This window comes from Anaerotruncus sp. 80 (genome assembly GCF_009936115.1).
GTDB lineage: Bacteria > Bacillota > Clostridia > Peptostreptococcales > Anaerovoracaceae > Senimuribacter > Senimuribacter intestinalis.
Genome location: NZ_QWES01000023.1, coordinates 41111 through 58961, shown reverse-complemented (window position 1 = coordinate 58961; position 17851 = coordinate 41111). Strand labels below are relative to the sequence as shown.

Annotated in this window: 20 protein-coding genes and 1 riboswitch; of the genes, 13 read left to right on the top strand and 7 right to left on the bottom strand. The window is 43.6% G+C overall.

Annotation, left to right across the window (positions count from 1 at the left end):
- Positions 1-78 precede the first annotated feature (78 nt).
- Both D1155_RS12120 and D1155_RS12115 read right to left on the bottom strand, forming a co-directional pair.
- Positions 79-573 (bottom strand): SEC-C metal-binding domain-containing protein, encoded by a 495-nt coding sequence (locus D1155_RS12120; protein ID WP_160202673.1) that lies wholly within the window; start codon positions 571-573, stop codon positions 79-81.
- A 28-nt stretch (positions 574-601) separates the two neighbouring features.
- A complete protein-coding gene (locus D1155_RS12115) occupies positions 602-1567 on the bottom strand; it encodes a homoserine dehydrogenase (RefSeq protein ID WP_160202672.1) in 966 nt (321 codons plus the stop codon).
- A gap of 111 nt (positions 1568-1678) precedes the next feature.
- Here D1155_RS12115 and trmL point away from each other — a divergent pair, with 111 nt between their 5' ends.
- The 9 genes from trmL (at position 1679) to D1155_RS12070 (ending at position 10572) form a co-directional block, all read left to right on the top strand.
- Positions 1679-2152 (top strand): tRNA (uridine(34)/cytosine(34)/5-carboxymethylaminomethyluridine(34)-2'-O)-methyltransferase TrmL, encoded by a 474-nt coding sequence (trmL, locus tag D1155_RS12110; RefSeq protein ID WP_160202671.1) that lies wholly within the window; start codon positions 1679-1681, stop codon positions 2150-2152.
- A 97-nt stretch (positions 2153-2249) separates the two neighbouring features.
- Positions 2250-3611, top strand: a complete 1362-nt coding sequence (gene rpoN / locus D1155_RS12105; protein ID WP_160202670.1) for an RNA polymerase factor sigma-54 — start codon at positions 2250-2252, stop codon at positions 3609-3611.
- A gap of 177 nt (positions 3612-3788) precedes the next feature.
- The gene (gene gap, locus D1155_RS12100) at positions 3789-4808 is read left to right on the top strand and encodes a type I glyceraldehyde-3-phosphate dehydrogenase (protein ID WP_160202669.1); all 1020 of its coding nucleotides are present in this window, start codon (positions 3789-3791) and stop codon (positions 4806-4808) included.
- A gap of 11 nt (positions 4809-4819) precedes the next feature.
- Complete coding sequence (locus D1155_RS12095; RefSeq protein WP_160202668.1) at positions 4820-6004, top strand: phosphoglycerate kinase; 1185 nt, start codon at positions 4820-4822, stop codon at positions 6002-6004.
- A 72-nt stretch (positions 6005-6076) separates the two neighbouring features.
- Positions 6077-6826 carry a triose-phosphate isomerase gene (gene tpiA / locus D1155_RS12090; RefSeq protein ID WP_160202667.1) on the top strand — a complete coding sequence of 250 codons (750 nt, stop codon included), beginning with the start codon at positions 6077-6079 and terminating at the stop codon, positions 6824-6826.
- Between the two features lie 70 nt (positions 6827-6896).
- Entirely contained in the window at positions 6897-7130 is a 234-nt protein-coding gene (secG, locus tag D1155_RS12085) for a preprotein translocase subunit SecG (protein ID WP_160202666.1), read from the top strand.
- A gap of 104 nt (positions 7131-7234) precedes the next feature.
- Entirely contained in the window at positions 7235-9250 is a 2016-nt protein-coding gene (locus D1155_RS12080; RefSeq protein WP_160202665.1) for a sodium-translocating pyrophosphatase, read from the top strand.
- Positions 9251-9562: 312 nt separating this feature from the next.
- Complete coding sequence (gene ybaK, locus D1155_RS12075) at positions 9563-10057, top strand: Cys-tRNA(Pro) deacylase (protein ID WP_160202664.1); 495 nt, start codon at positions 9563-9565, stop codon at positions 10055-10057.
- A gap of 11 nt (positions 10058-10068) precedes the next feature.
- A complete protein-coding gene (locus D1155_RS12070; protein ID WP_160202663.1) occupies positions 10069-10572 on the top strand; it encodes a GNAT family protein in 504 nt (167 codons plus the stop codon).
- Between the two features lie 17 nt (positions 10573-10589).
- On the opposite strand, the gene D1155_RS12065 is transcribed toward D1155_RS12070, so the two are convergent.
- Positions 10590-10901 carry an AzlD domain-containing protein gene (locus D1155_RS12065; RefSeq protein ID WP_160202662.1) on the bottom strand — a complete coding sequence of 104 codons (312 nt, stop codon included), beginning with the start codon at positions 10899-10901 and terminating at the stop codon, positions 10590-10592.
- Positions 10898-11614, bottom strand: coding sequence for an AzlC family ABC transporter permease (locus D1155_RS12060; protein WP_160202661.1), 717 nt, complete (start codon positions 11612-11614; stop codon positions 10898-10900). The genes D1155_RS12065 and D1155_RS12060 overlap by 4 nt, the downstream gene beginning before the upstream one ends.
- Positions 11615-11808: 194 nt before the next feature.
- Here D1155_RS12060 and D1155_RS12055 point away from each other — a divergent pair, with 194 nt between their 5' ends.
- From D1155_RS12055 to D1155_RS12045, 3 genes are read left to right on the top strand one after another with little or no spacing between them, the layout of a single operon-like run.
- Positions 11809-12849, top strand: a complete 1041-nt coding sequence (locus D1155_RS12055; protein ID WP_243151088.1) for a glycosyltransferase — start codon at positions 11809-11811, stop codon at positions 12847-12849.
- Positions 12846-13586, top strand: a complete 741-nt coding sequence (locus tag D1155_RS12050) for a polysaccharide deacetylase family protein (protein WP_160202660.1) — start codon at positions 12846-12848, stop codon at positions 13584-13586. The genes D1155_RS12055 and D1155_RS12050 overlap by 4 nt, the downstream gene beginning before the upstream one ends.
- Positions 13576-14613, top strand: a complete 1038-nt coding sequence (locus tag D1155_RS12045) for a lysylphosphatidylglycerol synthase transmembrane domain-containing protein (protein ID WP_160202659.1) — start codon at positions 13576-13578, stop codon at positions 14611-14613. Before D1155_RS12050 ends, D1155_RS12045 begins: the two co-directional genes overlap by 11 nt.
- Positions 14614-14646: 33 nt before the next feature.
- Here the strand turns inward: D1155_RS12045 and D1155_RS12040 are convergent, their stop codons facing one another.
- From D1155_RS12040 to D1155_RS12030, 3 genes are all read right to left on the bottom strand, one after another.
- Positions 14647-15423, bottom strand: a complete 777-nt coding sequence (locus tag D1155_RS12040; protein ID WP_160202658.1) for an enoyl-CoA hydratase-related protein — start codon at positions 15421-15423, stop codon at positions 14647-14649.
- A 56-nt stretch (positions 15424-15479) separates the two neighbouring features.
- Entirely contained in the window at positions 15480-16130 is a 651-nt protein-coding gene (gene thiT, locus D1155_RS12035; protein WP_160202657.1) for an energy-coupled thiamine transporter ThiT, read from the bottom strand.
- Positions 16131-16182: 52 nt separating this feature from the next.
- A riboswitch (TPP riboswitch) is annotated at positions 16183-16294 on the bottom strand.
- A 44-nt stretch (positions 16295-16338) separates the two neighbouring features.
- A complete protein-coding gene (locus tag D1155_RS12030) occupies positions 16339-16956 on the bottom strand; it encodes a thiamine diphosphokinase (RefSeq protein ID WP_160202656.1) in 618 nt (205 codons plus the stop codon).
- Between the two features lie 81 nt (positions 16957-17037).
- Here D1155_RS12030 and D1155_RS12025 point away from each other — a divergent pair, with 81 nt between their 5' ends.
- Positions 17038-17799: a DUF975 family protein gene (locus tag D1155_RS12025; protein WP_160202655.1), complete on the top strand. Its 762-nt coding sequence runs from the start codon at positions 17038-17040 to the stop codon at positions 17797-17799.
- The last annotated feature ends 52 nt before the right edge of the window (positions 17800-17851 follow it).

Here is a 17851-nt window from a genome sequence, read left to right as displayed (position 1 = left end):
GTGGGGTTGTTATTGTCAGAGGACAACAAGGTTCCCGGGCACCCACCCGAAGCTTTGCTTCGTGGAAGGGTGGGGTTCTTATTTACCGCAGCATTTCTTGTATTTCTTGCCACTACCGCAAGGACAAGGGTCGTTTCTGCCCGGCTTCTTTTCGACACGAACAGTCTTTGAACGCTTGAACTCTTTTACGATTTCTATTCTTTTTTCTTCGGTGAGCACGCCGTCCCACTGCTGCAGGCTAAACAAGTAGTCGGCTTCAGCTTTCAGCATGTTGAAGAAGAGTTTTTCAAAGTCGATGTCGAGGTCGATGACAGTGTCGTCAGTGACAGACTCTAAATCCATTTCCTTGTTTAAGCTGGAATTGATACCGTCTAAAAATCCGACAAAGATAGTCTTGTTGCATTCAAATTTTTCAACCAACTCAGCTACGGTGCCGGAAAGGTGCTCTGTATGGTTTTCTAAAATATGAGAGTATAACTTGGTTTCTGTCTCTGCATATTCTTTCCAGAAGGCCTCAAAGGTGTCTTCTGTCTGATTGTCAATCAGCTCTTGCCAGTCCTGATATAAGCTCATGGGTGATTCCTCCTTTATAAACGTTTTCTTACAGTTCTTTTGCAATGGCTAAGATATCGCCTACGATTGCGCTGCCTGTTGGAAGGGCGCCTGCGCCTTTTCCATAAAACATCACTTCGTCAACGGCGTTGCCGGTTACATAGATTGCGTTAAACTCGTTGGATACGCCGGCAAGCGGGTGAGAGTTTTCGATTTCCATAGGCTTTACACTGTATTCGAGTGTATCGCCGGTTTTCTTTGCGTGGGCAATCAGTTTGATTTTGCAGCCTTTTTCCTTGGCAGCGTTGATATCGTCCATAGTGATTTTGCTGATACCCACGGTAGGAATTTCGGCAGGCGGTACGTATTTGTCGAACGCAAGAGCCATCAGGATAGAAAGCTTGTTGGCTACATCAATACCTTCAACATCAGCAGTTGGGTCAGCCTCTGCAAAGCCTTTTGCCTGGGCATCTTTGAGTACGTCGTTGTAATCAAGACCGAGGTCGGTCATTTTTGTCATGATATAGTTGGTAGTGCCGTTTAAGATGCCCATGACTTCTGTAAATTCATTGCCTGCAAGAGCTTCTGTAATTGCAGTCAGGGCAGGGATACCACCGCCGACGCTGGCTTCAAATCTGAAACCTACGCCGTTTTCTTTTGCAGCTTTGTGCAGCTTGTCAAAGTTAGCTGCGACAGCAGCTTTGTTCGGCGTAACAACGCCTTTGCCGTTTTCCATGGCAGTCAGCATGAAAGTAGTGGACGGCTCGATACCACCCAGAGATTCTACCACAATATCAATGTCAGGATTCTTTAAAATATCGTCAGGATTCTGTGTAGCCTGGCTTTCTTCGAGTCCAAGCGCCTTTACACGTTCCATATTCTTTTCTAAGACCTTTACGACCTCAATGGTGCGGTCGATTCTTTTTTCGATTAATGCCTTGTTTGTCTGCAGGATTTCGTAAGTGCCGCCACCTACGGTACCCAGACCGAGTATTCCGATTTTTACTGTTTTCATAACAGCCTCCTTGTACAAAATTTCCATTGCTAAAAATTATATAACAAAAAAGCAATTTTGTCTTTATATTTCTGCAAAAAAGATTTATGATGTAAGGACGGAGGTTTTTTTATGGCATTACACATTGTACTGGTGGAACCGGAGATTCCGCCTAATACCGGAAATATTGCAAGAAGCTGTGCTGCAACAGGCACGGTTTTACATTTAGTGAAACCTTTAGGGTTTTCTATAGACGATAAGGCGGTGAGAAGAGCAGGTCTTGATTACTGGCCTTATGTAAAGCTGGAAATTCACGAAAGCTTACATGATTTTATGGAAAAGTATTCTAAGGATCATACTATGTATCTGGCGACTACGAAAGGCGGACATCTTTATACTGATGTAACATATAAAGATGAAGATATGATTTTGTTCGGCAGAGAAACTGCCGGTCTTCCAAGAGATTTCATCAAAGAACACGAGGACACGGCAGTGCGCATTCCTATGAGTGAAGACACCAGATTGCGTTCTTTCAATCTTTCCAACTCAGCGAACATTATTTTGTTTGAAGCACTTCGCCAGCTAGGATTTCCTGAACTTGCGTAGGAGTTTTGGTGCAAAAAAGTTGCTGCATAGAAAAACAGTAATTCCCTTGAAAAGAACTGGCTCAATGTGGTATACTATTTGCATAGGAGATGGGTAAATGAAACTTGGTTACGAATTAACAATTGAACAGACTCAGAAGCTCTCCATGACACCAGAGCTGATTCAGGCCATCCAGATTTTGCAGTTTAACAACCAGGAGCTTTCAGATTATGTGCAGAACGAACTTTTGGAGAATCCCGTATTAGAAGCGGAGAAGTCCTACGATGCACAGGAAGTTGACATCAGAGAAAAAATCAGAGAAGCGGACTACGAAGAAGAGAGTTTTCGTCAGTGGGAGTACAGACCTGATGACGATGATGATTATACTTATGAGCAATATGTATATGAAGAAGATACATTAACCGACTATTTGATGAGTCAGCTGCAGTTTTCCAGGCTGACAGGTCAGATGGCGACAATCGGACGATATATTATAGAAGTCATTGACGACAATGGCTATTTAACTATGTCCGTGGAAGAGATATCCAAGGCAGTTGGTGCGGATATTGATACAGTGGAAGAAGTGCTGAATTTTATTCAGACCTTCGATCCCTGCGGTGTAGCAGCGAGAAATTTGCGGGAGTGTCTGATCATCCAATTTGCTGCCAAGGGACTTTTGACCGATGAGATTGAATATATCATTGAGAACATGCTGGAGGAATTGGCAGATAATAAGATTGCTTACATTGCAAAGACGATTGGCATTAAAAATCAGGAAGTACAGCAGATCGCTGATTTAATCAAGACCATGGAACCAAAACCCGGCAGAGTTTTTTCTTCTGGCGAAGCGACCAGATATGTGGTGCCGGACATCATTGTCGAGAAAGTAAACGATGAGTATCAGGTGATGAACAACGATACCAGCATGCCGAAATTGATGGTGAGTTCTTATTATAATAAATTATCGGCAGAAGCGAAGCAGGATGAGGAACTGAACAAATACCTGACCGACCGGTTCAATGCGGCGGTATGGCTGATCAAGAGCATAGAGCAGCGGAAACAGACCATATATAACGTGGCCAGCGCTGTTGTTAAGTATCAGCAGGATTTCTTCGATAACGGAGAGAAATCGCTGAAAACCCTGACGCTGAAGCAGATTGCAGAGGATGTTGGCGTACACGAGTCTACTGTCAGCAGATCCATCAATGGAAAATATATGCAGAGCCCTCGCGGCGTTTTCGAACTCAAGTATTTTTTCTCCAGCGGGGTTTCAGGCGAAGATGGCACGGGTGTTTCATCCAACAGCGTAAAGTCCATCATCAAAGAGATTATCGCAGGAGAGAATCCGCAGAAACCTTACAGTGATCAGGATATGGTTGAGATATTAAAAAATAAGGGAATTGATATATCCCGAAGAACTGTTGCAAAGTATAGGGAGGGCATGAATATCCTGTCTTCCTCCAAGCGGCGCAGGTTCTAATGGCACTTGCCCCCAATTTCTGAAAGAAATTGAAGGGAATGCCTTATGCTATAAATTCCCAAGAGGGCAAGCTTGTTAAGCGATGCTCAATTGGTAGAATTTAGTCGTATAATGGCGCTTGCCCCAATGCATTTGACATACTTTAATTTGATATAAAGAGAGTTATGGAGGTAAATTATGGCAATTAAAGTTGGTATTAGTGGATTCGGAAGAATCGGCAGAGTGGTGATCAGAGCTGCAATGGACATGCCTGAAATTGAAATCGCAGGCATTAACGTTCGTAATGCAGACATCGATTACCTGATTTATATGTTGAAATATGATACGACATTTGGTCGTTTTCCTAAGAGTTTAGATAAATATGAGGAAGGTATCATCATTGATGGCAAGAAAGTTCCTGTATTCAGCGAATCAGAAGCGAAGAACATTCCTTGGGACAGATGCGGCGCAGAATACATAGTAGAGGCAACAGGTGCTTATACTACAACAGAGAAGGCACTTGACCATGTAAAGGCGGGCGCGAAGAAGGTTATCATATCTGCACCGGCAAAGGATAAGACTACGCCTACATTTGTTTACGGTGTTAATACAGATGAATATACCAGCGATATGCAGGTTGTTTCCAACGCATCCTGTACTACCAACTGTTTAGCGCCGCTTTGCAAAGTTCTGGAAGATAACTTTGGTATTGAACAGGGACTAATGTCGACAATTCACTCTGCAACAGCAAAACAGAAAGTAGTAGATGCTCGTTCCATGAAAGACTGGAGAACTGGCAGAAGTGTATTTGGAAACGTGATTCCATCCACTACAGGCGCTGCTAAAGCAGTAGGGCTGGTTATTCCGTCTTTGGCAGGTAAGATGACAGGTATTTCCTATAGAGTGCCGACTGCTGATGTTTCTGTAATCGACCTGAATGTAGTACTGAAAAAATCCGCATCCTACGATGCGATTTGCAGAGCTGTTAAGAAGGCGTCAGAAACTTATCTCCACGGCGTTATTGAGTATGTGGATGATGAAGTTGTTTCCGGAGATTTTGTCGGTGATCCGCATACTTCTATCTTCGATGCGAGAGAGGGTATCGAACTCAACGACAAGTTCTTCAAATTAATTGCGTTCTATGACAATGAGTATGGATATTCCAGCAAAACTTTAGAGCTGATTAAACATATGTACGAGGTAGATCACGCAAAGTAAAGAGGCTAAATATGAAAAAAACCATTAGAGACATTGCGCTCAAAGGAAAAAAAGTAATTGTAAGATGTGATTTCAACGTTCCCCAGAAGGACGGTGTCATCACAGATGATAACAGAATCAAAGCAGCACTGCCGACAATCACTTATCTTAGAGAGCAGGGCGCTAAAGTGATTCTCATGTCCCATCTGGGAAGACCGAAAGGTGAGCCGAAGATGGAATTTACACTGAAACCTGTAGCAGACAGATTAGCAGAACTGCTGGACTGCGAAGTGAAGTTTCAGAGCTGCCCTGAAGTGGTGTGCGACACCATCAGAGACATGGCGGCTTCCTTAGAAGAAGGTGAAGTTATGCTTCTTGAAAATGTTCGTTTCCGCAAAGAAGAGACGGACAATGGAGCAGAATTTGCCAAAGAACTGGCTGATCTTGGAGAAATTTTTGTTCAGGAAGCCTTTGGAACAGCGCACAGAGCGCATGCTTCTACAGCAGGTATTGCGGACTATCTTCCTGCAGTATCAGGATTCCTCATCGAAAAGGAGGTCAAGTTCCTTGGAGATGCGCTTGAAAATCCTAGCAGACCTTTCGTTGCCATCATGGGTGGCGCCAAAGTAGGAGACAAAATTCCTGTCATTGAAAATCTGCTGAAGAAAGTCGATACGCTGATTATTGGCGGCGGTATGTCCTATACTTTCTTTAAAGCAATGGGACTGGAGATCGGAACTTCCATTTTAGATGAAGCGAATATAAATCTTGCAGCGGAGCTGATTGAAAAGGCTAAGTCGGCAGGTGTAGAACTGCTGCTTCCTGTCGATGTTGTCTGCGCTAAGGAATTTGCCAATGAAACAGAGACAAAAATTACAGACAGGGATGGGATTCCTTCTGACATGATGGGACTTGATATCGGACCAGCAACGGTTCGCCTTTATGGTAAAGTGCTGAGAGAAGCGAAGACCATCGTATGGAACGGACCTGTCGGCGTTTTTGAAATGCCGACCTTTGAAAAGGGAACTAAGGCAATTGCTGAGATTCTGGCAGAGAGTGATGCTGTGACAATTATTGGCGGCGGAGATTCTGCAGCGGCAGCAGAGCAGTTTGGACTTGCGGACAAGATGAGCCACATTTCCACAGGCGGCGGCGCATCGTTGGAATTTTTGGAAGGAAAAGTACTTCCGGGCATTGCCGTCATTGAAGAAAAATAATAATTTATTGTAATCTTACATGCAGTGGAGAAGTCTCCTCTGCATGTTTTATAGGAATAGGAAGGAATAGAGATGAGAATTCCACTAATTGCAGGAAACTGGAAAATGTATAAAACCACAGAAGAAGCGCTTGCTTTTGCAAAGGAACTGAAAACAATGTATGGAGATACTGACGTAAAAGCTGCAATTTGTGCACCATATACGCAGCTTGCGGCATTGGTACAGGCTTTTTCTGGAAGCGGAATCGGTGTCGGTGCTCAGAATGTTCATTTTGAAGAAGAAGGTGCATTTACTGGAGAAGTTTCACTAAATATGCTCAAGGAAATTGGTGTAGATTACTGTATTGTAGGTCATTCGGAAAGACGTCAGTACTTTGGAGAAACTGATGAGACGGTAAATTTGAAACTGAAGAAAATCCTAACCGATAGTGAAATCACGCCGATTTTATGCGTTGGCGAGGATTTGGCACAGAGAGACGCTGGGATCGAACAGGAAGTTGTATGTGCGCAGATAGAAAAGGCTTTTGCAGAAATTTCTGCAGAGGATGCTGCTAAAGTGGTGGTAGCCTATGAACCAATCTGGGCAATCGGTACCGGCAGAACCGCAAGTCCCCAGCAGGCAGGAGAAATGTGCGCATGGATCAGAAAGTCTATCGAAGGTCTTTACGATGTAGATACCTGTGATAAAGTGATTATCCAGTACGGAGGCAGCGTAAAGCCTGAAAATGCAACGGAAATTATGGATATGGACGAGATTGACGGCGCGCTGGTTGGCGGGGCTAGTCTGGATTCGTCTAAATTTATGGAGATTGTCAACTTTTAGCAGGAAAACACTTGATTTTTCGTGGTTCTTATGATAAAGTTAAATGGTTAAATTTAAAGGAGGGAATAAGATGAAGATCGCTCTTATGGCATTACTGGCAATTGCAAGTATCGTTCTGATTTTAAGTGTTCTTCTGCAGTCTGGTAACAGCGATGGTTTATCCGGTTCTATTGCAGGCGGTGCAGAACAGCTTTTCGGAAAGAAAAAGGGCAGAGGATACGAAGCAATCTTAAGCAAGATTACAGTCGTATGCGCTGTGTTATTTATCGTGCTTTCACTTGCTATTGTTTCAATGTTTAGTTAATAATTTAATTTAAAATATTTGTTTGGTTTTATAAGAGGCGCGTGCATATGCGGTGCCTCTTTAAACGCGTTATAAACCAGACAAGAAAATGGAGGTATTATATTATGAATTGGATTGTACCAATCGCGGCTGCGGTCGGACTGTTGGTAGCCTTCTGCTTGTCCTCCTGGATCAGCAAATCTGACGAAGGTACTGACAGAATGAAGGAAATCGCAGGATACATCAGAGAAGGTGCTATGGCTTTCTTAAAGAGAGAATACAAGACCATGGTTATCGTAATTGCTGTGCTGTTCCTGCTCATCGGATTTGGCCTGCAAAGCTGGATTACTGCAGGACTGTACCTAATTGGTGCGCTGCTGTCTGTACTGGCAGGTTTCTTCGGTATGAACGTGGCAACCAAAGGTAACGTAAGAACTGCATGGGCTGCCAAAGAAGCAGGTATGCCAAAAGCGCTGAAGATTGCATTCAGATCTGGCGCTGTTATGGGTCTTTGCGTATCCGGTCTTGGACTTTTCGGTCTTGGCGTAGTGTTCTGCGTACTGGATCTTGCAACTGTTACAGAATGTATCACAGGCTTCGGTCTGGGCGCTTCGTCTATGGCGCTGTTCGGAAGAGTAGGCGGCGGTATCTATACCAAAGCTGCTGACGTAGGTGCTGACCTTGTTGGTAAGGTAGAGGCAGGTATCCCTGAAGATGACCCGCGTAACCCTGCCGTTATCGCTGATAACGTAGGCGACAACGTAGGTGATGTTGCTGGTATGGGTTCCGACCTGTTCGAATCTTATGTAGGTTCTATTATTTCTGCTATTACTTTGGCTTCCGTTGCTGTTGCCAATGCACCAGAAACTGCAATGTTCTCTGAAACAACTGCTGCACTGTTCCCGCTGCTGCTTTCTGCAGTAGGTATCATTGCTTCTGTACTGGGAATTCTGATGGTAAGAGGCAGCGAGGGTTCCAACCCTGCAAATGCCTTGAACATGGGTACTTACATCAGTGGTATCATTGTAATCGTTGCTTCTCTGGTTATGAGTAAGTATATGCTGGGTGATTTCACTTATGCATTTGCAATTATTGCAGGTCTGGTTGCAGGTATTGCAATTGGTAAGATTACAGAAGTTTACACTTCCGGCGATTACGGTTCCGTTAAGAAAATTGCTGAACAGTCTCAGACAGGTGCTGCTACTACTATTATCAGCGGTCTGGGCGTTGGTATGATGTCCACTCTGTGGCCAATTATCATGATTTGTGTAGCTACTTTCGTAGCATATATGTTTGCAGGTGTTTATGGTATCGCACTGGCAGCTGTAGGTATGCTGTCCACAGCAGGTATGACTGTAGCAGTTGACGCTTACGGTCCTGTATCCGATAACGCTGGCGGTATCGCAGAAATGTCTGAACTTCCACACGAAGTTAGAGAAATCACCGACAAATTAGACGCTGTAGGCAACACTACCGCTGCAATCGGTAAAGGTTTTGCTATCGGTTCTGCTGCTCTGACTGCACTGGCTCTGTTTGTATCCTATGCAGAAGTAGCAGGCATTTCCGAAGTAGGAATTAACCTGCTGAACCCAATCGTAATTATTGGTCTGTTCCTGGGTGCTATGCTGCCGTTCCTGTTCTCTGCTATGACAATGAACTCTGTAGGTAAAGCAGCTAACCAGATGATTGAAGAAGTTAGAAGACAGTTCAGAGAAGACAAAGGCATCATGGAAGGCACTTCCAAGCCTGACTATGCTAGATGCGTAGATATCTCCACTGGTGCTGCTCTGAAAGAAATGGTTATGCCAGGTCTGATGGCAATCATTGCGCCTTTAGCAGTTGGATTTATTTTAGGTGCTGAAGCTCTTGCAGGTATGCTGGGCGGTGCACTGTCTGCAGGTGTACTTCTTGCAATCATGATGTCCAACGCAGGCGGCGCATGGGATAACGCTAAGAAATATATCGAAGAAGGAAATTACGGCGGTAAGGGAAGCGAACCTCACAAGGCTGCTGTTGTAGGCGACACTGTAGGTGACCCGTTCAAAGATACTTCCGGTCCTTCCATCAACATCTTGATTAAGCTGATGACAATTGTATCCGTAGTATTCGCACCAATGTTTGGCGCTGGATTACTGGGCTAATCAGTATCATTGATGAAAACTACATCGCACTGCACGGGAAACCTGCAGTGCGATGTTTTAATTTCGGTGTTAAAATGAAAAAATGTTAGCTGTAAATTTCAGCACTTGTTGCAATGTATTTTATTTCCAGTTTTCATCTTTTCTTCAAACGATTTTCAAAATCTCGATTTTGTCCGCAAAAAGAAACCATTTTTGGCAGTTTTGAAAACCCAACAGAGTTTTTACGAAAACTGGAAGATATATTCAAAGTTATTGTCACTTTGTCGTTCCTGTGATAGAATAATATGGATTTCATTAAAAAAGGATACAGACATGGCAAAGAAAGAAAAAGAGCCAAAAACCAATGCGGTACGCATGGTGGCGGCGAAAGGGATTGCTTATCAGCTACATACTTATGAAGCGCCGGAGGGCTTTTTAGATGGTGTTTCAGTGGCAGAGCAGGTAGGACAGAATCCTGATATGGTATTTAAGACTCTGGTTCTCGTAGGACATAGTAGACAGAATTACGTCTGTGTGATTCCTGTGGCATGTGAACTGGATCTAAAGAAGGCGGCGAAGCATTTTGGAGAAAAGAATATCGAAATGATCCATGCGAGAGATATTACGAAAATTACCGGTTATATCAAAGGCGGCTGCTCTCCGGTCGGTATGAAGAAATTATTTCCGACTGCTATTGACGAAAGGGCGAAGAATCATCAGAGGATTTGCGTCAGTGGCGGTAAGGTAGGACTGCAGATAGAGCTTTCACCGGTTGATTTGGCAGAATTAGTTGGTGCACAGTTCACCCATTTAACGAGAGAAGAATAAGGAGGCTGCTTATGAATATCAGAAAAGCCGCTGAGACGGATTTTATAGAGATTTTGGATATCTATGCCTATGCCAGAAATTTCATGTCGGAAAACGGAAATCCAACCCAGTGGGCGATTTGGGGTTACCCCGAAAAAGAACTTTTGGAGGGAGATATGAAAAGGGGCAATCTTTACGTCATGGAAGATGGAGGCAGTATCTGTGGCGTATTTGCTTTTATTATAGGTGCTGATCCGACCTACGACAGAATTGACGGCGGTCAGTGGCTAAACGACAGAGCCTACGGAACCATTCACAGAATCGCAGGAAACGGCACGGTGAAAGGGCTGTTGCAGCAGTGTGTGGATTTCGGATTTACCTTGATTGACAATATTCGTATTGATACCCACGAGGACAACAAAATTATGCAGCATTTGATTCAGAAGTGTGGTTTTACTTACTGCGGAATCATTTCTTCGAAAGATGGATCGCCAAGACTTGCATATCAGATGGCAAAGGAAAACCCCGGCACATAGGAAATGCCGGGGCTTTTTTATAAGAAAAGTTCCACCAGATACACTGCTGCACAGGATGCCAGAGCAACCGTGAAGAGATTGCCGGAAAACCACGCTACGATAACGGCAACGGCAAAGGCGACCATCCCTGAAATTAAGCTGCTGGTTGCCGTGATGATAGCTGGAAACGCCATGACAGCCAGTGTCACATACGGCACATAGTATAAGAAAGATCTGATAAAGGTGTTGGTAATCTCTTTTTGGATTAGCGTGAGCGGCAGGGCGCGGATTGCATAAATGGTAGCAGCCGCAACCAAAAGATAGATATATGTATTCTGTTCGAAGTTCATGACTGCACCTCCTCAGTAGTGTTGACCGGCTTGATGATTGCCGCGGCTGCTGCAATCACCAGGGTGAGAATGATAATTCTGGTGCCGGAAGAAATCTCTGATAGAACCGGCAGAAAGGTAAAAGCACAGCTTCCTGCCATGGAAGCCAAAACTACCAATGCGATGGCTTTGTCGTTTTTTGAGGCTGGAATCACCACTGCCAGGAACATACCATAAAGCGCTACGCTGAGTGCGCTTGCAAGACTGACAGGCAGGATATTGCCGACCAGAGCGCCGAGAATGGTTCCAAGTACCCAGCCTGGAGAAGCAACTGTGGCAGCACCTAGAGGATAATATGGATTCAGTTCTCCCTTGATTGATGCAGAAATACCGAAAATTTCGTCTGTTACAAAATAGGACAGCAGCAGCCTTTTGGGCAGGGAAGTGTTCGGATTAATCTTCTGTGACATGCTGCAGGACATGAGAAAATATCGGATATTAATAACCAGCTGCGTGATAATCATGGCAATATAGCCTGACTGACCTGCAATGACTGTTAATACTGCAAATTCACCTGCAGAAGCGTGCATCAGAAAAGACATCAGACCAGCCTGAAAAGCATTGATGCCCATTGATTTTGCCGCAATTCCCAGTGTAAAACCTACCGCAAAGTAACCAAGTGCGATAGGGGTACCATCTTTTAAACCTTTTAAATATTGTTTTTTATTGTTCATACGTTTTTTATCGCCTCATTGTAAAAATTCGTCTTGTTCTATTGTAATCTATCTGATTTACTTAGTAAACCCAATTTTTTCCCAATGTAAGAATTTCGTAATAAAAACATTAATGAATCTTAATTTCCTATTCATTGGCAGTTAAGATTTATGTTGTACTATGGTAGTATCATAAATCAAAAGAGGTAGAGGATATGAACATTCTAATTTTGACAGGACGATTCGGCATGGGGCATGTTAAAGCTGCCGAAGCAATCAAAGAACAGATTTTACAAGAAAACAGAGATGCAAAGGTAACGACGATTGATTTTATCGACTATATGTTTCCTGTACTCAGTAAAACGATTTATCAGGGGTTTAATTTTATGGTAAGCCGTTGCTCGGGACTTTATAATGCGATGAATAAGGCAGCAGGAAAGAATAGTGGGGTGCCGCTGAAGCTGACTTTTACCAGAAAAATTGACAGACTCATAGAGGAACATAATGCGGATGCTATCGTGGTAGCATTTCCTGTATGTTCCCAGTATATTTCCTCTTACAAGAAAATGAGACAGTGCAGTATACCGCTTTATACCTATATCACGGATATTACTGCGCATGAGGAGTGGATTGCACCGAAAACAGACAAGTACTTTGTTGGGGATATATCGACGAAAAATGCGTTGCTTTCTAAAGGGGTCAGCGAAGAGAAGATTGAAATCACAGGCATCCCGGTAAGACAATGTTTTTATCAGGAGTACGAAAAACAGAATACCGGCAAGAAAGAGGTGCTCATCATGGGTGGAGGCCTAGGGCTTATACCGTCTTCGGAGGATTTCCTGGAAAAGCTATCAAAGTGTCGTGATATAAAAGTAACTGTAATCACAGGAAAAAACGAGAAACTGAAGCGGGAACTTGAGAAAAAATTCCCAGCAATTGAAGTCATTGGGTATACACAAGAAGTTAACCACTATATGCAGCGGGCGGATTTGATTATTACGAAGGCAGGCGGTATTACGACCTTTGAAGCAATTGCGACAAAGACACCTCTTTATATTATAAAACCATTTCTTGAACAGGAGTTTGGCAATGCTAAGTATATTGAAGATCATAACATTGGCAGGGTTTTATGGGACACCTATGCCGATGAAGCAGAAGATATTTTACAGCTGCTCAGACATGACAGACTGCTGGAGACAATGAAGAAAAATATGCAGGAAATAGGAAAAGGATTTAGTAAAGGGTTGATTGCATGAAAAAGAAATTATTAATAACGACATTGCTAGGAATGGGAATTGCAGCAGGCTACAGCTATATACCGTCGCAGCTTGGAAAAGTGCAACAGAGGCTTAAGCAGAACGCAGAAGATGCAATTCAGTCCCTGGCAATACGAGAAAAGGTGCTTTATTTGACTTTCGATGATGGTCCGCATTCTGCGTATACAGGAAAATTACTGGATTTACTGGCAGAGTATGAAATAAAAGCGACTTTCTTTGTAGTAGGAAAATTTGCGGAGGATAATTCTGATCTCGTCTTGCGAATGGCACAGGAAGGGCACACTGTGGGAATCCATTCTCTGGAGCATAAAAGTGCAATGATACAGACACCATCTTATACCCGCTGGGATTTTAAGAAGAGCCTGGAAATCATGGAGGATTTGGGCATTGACGTAAAATACTACAGACCGCCTTGGGGACACGTCAACTGGTCTACCTTGCAGCAGATTAAAAGTCACGGTCTGCAAAAGGTTCTTTGGGACGTGATGGTCGGTGACTGGGAGGAAGACTCTGATGAAGAACAAATGCAGTACCGGCTGCTAAAGCACGCATCGCCGGGGAGTACTATCTGTCTCCACGACGGCAGAGGCGATGGAGCAGTACAAAACGATGCACCTCTTCGCATGATTGAGACGTTAAAGAAAACCATTCCCCTTTGGCTGGAAGAAGGGTACAGATTTGAAACCATAGATGAGAAGTATAGACATGAAAATTAGCTTTATAAAATTATGCAAAAACGGCGGCTTATTTCTGATACTATTATTGCTGACTTTTTACAGTATCTTTCGGGAAACACAGCCGTCACAGATTTTGTCAGCTGTATCAGGGGCAGATATAAAGTATCTATTGCTGGCGATCTGTGCTATGGGGATTTTTCTTCTCGGAGAGGGACTGAACATTGGACGTTGTCTGCAGCTTTTTGAAAAGAACAGGTCTGTGCTTTGCGGCATCAAATATGCTGTTTGCGGATTCTTTGGAAGTTCTGTGACGCCGTCTGCTTCCGGTGGACAGCCGCTGCAGCTTTATTTTATGCACAGGGACGGCGTAAATCTGTCCCATGGAACGCTGGCGCTGCTCTTTGAACTGCTCAGCTATCAGATTGTAACCATTGTGTTAGCTGTACTTGGTTTTTTTGCTGTGCAGGATACAATTTCGGCGTCCATGGGGGATATGAAGGTATTGCTGTTTTTTGGAGTTGGCCTCAATGCGGTTGCGATGATAGTACTAATCTGTGCAATTTTTTGTGGACAGGTGGCTGAAAAGATAGTTAGTTTATTTGTAAAGTTTGCAAAGAAATGCAGTGAGGAAAGGGGAGCACGTCTGGAAGAAACCCTGACCAGCGCGCTGCAGGAATATCAAAGGAGTGCGGTTTTCTTAAAGCAGAATAAAAACATTTTTGTTAAGACCCTGGTAACGACAGTTGTACAGATGATAGCTATGTACAGCATTCCTTACTGGATTTATTTAAGCTTAGGCTTGTCAGGATATTCGGCTGTAACTGTGATTTTCTTGCAGGCGGTGCTTTTTGCTTCTGTATCTGCACTGCCGCTGCCGGGCGCTATGGGAGTCAGCGAAGGGGCATTTTCTATCCTGTTTCAAACTCTATTTACAGGAGGGCTGCTGCCGGGTGCTATGTTGCTCTCAAGAAGCATGAGTTTTTATCTGCCACTTGCGGTCAGCGGAATTTGCACGATGATTTTGCTGGTAGGTGTTAAAAAGTGCACCATTAGACCTGAAATTTAGGCTATTGGTGCACTTTTTATCTTCTTGCGAAATTTATTTATTCTTAAATTCCGGTGCTCTCTTTTCCAGGAAAGCAGCCATGCCTTCTGTCTTGTCTTCGGAGCCAAAGGCAGCGGTGAAGGTTTCGATTTCAAATTTGCTTGCGGATTTCATATCCATATCGTAACCGTTGTTGATAGCGGTTTTAGCAGTTGCGATAGCGATAGGAGCCTTAGAAGCGATGGTTTTAGCAACTTTTTCGGCTTCTGCAATTAATTCCTCAGGTGCGGAGATTTTCTCAACCAAACCGATTCTATACGCTTCAGAAGCAGGAATCATTTCAGCGGTCATAATCAGGTATTTTGCCATGCCTTTGCCGACCAGTCTAGCAAGTCTCTGTGTGCCGCCAAAGCCTGGGATAATGCCAAGGCCAACTTCCGGCTGACCGAATTTTGCTTTTTCGGAAGCGATTCTGATGTCACATGCCATGGCGAGTTCACAGCCGCCGCCGAGAGCAAATCCGTTGACTGCAGCGATTACAGGCTTTTCGATGTTTTCAATCAGGTTCATTACTTTGTGACCCATAATCATCATCTGGCGACCTTCCAAGGCAGTGAGCTGGTGCATCTGCGCAATATCAGCGCCTGCAACAAAGGCTTTGCCTTCGCCAGTTAAAATAACTGCCAGAACGTCTTTATCTGTTTCAATTTTGGTGAAAGCGTCATAAAGCTCAGTAAGTACATCCATGTTCAGCGCGTTCATTGCTTTCGGTCTGTTAATGGTAACGTAAGCAATATTTTCTTTTATTTCGTATTTGATGTTCTCGTACATGTTTTTTCTCCTTCTTACATATATAGAAAAATAGTCCTTGTTAATAATATAACACTTTATAAGCTCTTTTTCAACCCTTCAAAAGCGTTCTTCACAGGAGAAAGTGAAATAATTATCAATGTCAGGATTCCTTCAGCGGCAAGATAGGTGAAATTATACCATAAAGACCAAGTAACCGCGTTAAATCCTTCAGGTGCATAGCTGCCGAAGAAGACAATGCCGGAGAGGGCTGCACAGATATAACGCACGAAGAGTCCCAGCACGTAGCCTTTTGCAAGACCGTTTTTCTTATCCTTAAATACGCCGGCAAGTCCCAGAGCGCCGAAAGCGAAGGGATAATCCACAAGAAGCTGCACGGGGTGAATGACGTAAGGGCTGAACAGCAGATTCAAAAGTCCCACGACAAAGCCACAGATGACGCCTCGGCGGGTCCCCAGAAAATAGCCGCAGAGGGCGAGGGGAAGCATGGAAAATACCGTAACCGTTCCGCCAAATGGCATTTCAAAGAGTTTCAGCTGTCCAAGCCCCAGTGCCAGCGCAGCGAGCAGGGCAGAAATCGTCAGTGCCTTTGCATCAGGCTTTTGTGATTTGTTTTCCCGTTCTTCCTTGGACGGAATTAGAATCAAAGCAAAAAATACGACAATCACGGCAATGATGATAACGTGACCAATGGTGGATTCAAAGAATCCCTGCATGTTTTTGAACATAAAAAATACCTCCATCTTGTAAATGATTGGAGGGGAACTGAACCTGGCATATGTGATATAATCAATGCTTCCCTACGGCAGTACTAACTGCATCAGGTGTTGAGGGTCTGGCTGCGCCCGAAGGCTGACAGTCATTCTCAGCAAAAGCTCCCCTAGCGAATACAATAATAAGGATAGTGCGATTTTTCCATTTTGTCAATGGTTAATTTTACAGGTCTTTGGACAGAATAATGAGAAGCATGCCGTCCGTAAAAGAAACTGTAGCAGAATCACAGATAATTTCATTGCTAACACCTAAAGTGGTTTTATTCGTCAGGTGGTGATTCGTTAGTGGATATTTGACACCGCGGAGGGTGACATTTTTTGCATCGTCTCCGTAGCTGATAATACCCAGATAGGTATAGGCGTTTTTTGGAACCGTGTAAGTGCCGGGCGCAACCATAAAGAGGTAATTTTGTCCATCAATAAGGCTAAGACGAATGGTTGTGCCGCAAAATTTTGCAAGCATGCCGATATTGCCCATGGTATGGTCAAAGCGGCCTCCAAGCCCGCCGAGGAGGGTAATATCTTTATAACCTTTGGAAACTGCCAGATCAATGGCAGCTTCGCTATCGGTCATATCCTTTTCCATGGGAAGCTTGATGACATCGCCAGAAGGTACGTTCATGGAATCGTAGTCGCCGATGAGAAAGTCAGGAGAAAGCCCCAGTTTTTGGGCAATAAGCAGACCGCCGTCGGCACAGATAATCTTATTAAACTCAGAAAAATCAACGGTCAGACTATCTGCGTGTTCAAGGTGTGAAGTAATAATTAAGGTTTTTTCCATAGGAATTCTCCGATTTCAATTGTATTTATTCTACAGATATTATATAATATTTTTATCGAGTTTAAAATAAGGAGTTTTTATATGTACAATATTATTGTAAGAGAAACCAGTTCTGAAATTCGTGCTATTGCGCGCAGCTCTCTGAAAGGCTGCTGGCCTCAGGTGGCAATCGGTGTGTTTTTGTACTATGTAATGACAATGACAATTCCGGTTCTTTTAGGCTATCTAATGCCTTTTGCATCCTACAATTACTATAATACGTTTTTTGAACAATCCATTAGTCTTTCTTATGTAGCCAGACTGTATAATCTAGTGCTGACCGGCGCCTTTGAGCTGGGACTTTGCAGTTTTATGATTGGATTTTTCCGCAGAAAGGAAAGCAATCCAGCAGGCATTTTCAATGGATTTGAGAACTTTCCAAAGGCTTTTTGTCTGTTTGTCGTACAGAATATCTTCATTGCCCTGTGGGCGTTGCTTTTGGTAGTTCCAGGAATTATTGCGGCAATTCGTTACAGTCAGGCATTCTATGTTCTTGCTGATCATCCAGACAAGGGTGTTATGGAATGTATCGAGGAGAGCAAACGTATGATGAATGGCAACAAGGGCAAGTTTTTCTGCCTGATGCTGTCCTTTATCGGCTGGGCAATTCTGGCCGCAATTCCGAGCGCATTTATGCCAATAATTCCTGGCATAGTTGGCGAAATTATTGATTTGGTATATTCTATTCCAGTTTTCTTTATGCTGACATATCTTTACGTCACACGAGTGGTATTTTACGATTTAGCCAGTGGTCATCTGGTTGCAAAGTCAGAGCCTTCGCCGGAAGATAGCTATTACTTCTAATAATGATTATAAAGAGCGCTTTCTTAGGAAGGCGCTTTTTCAGTTGGAACAA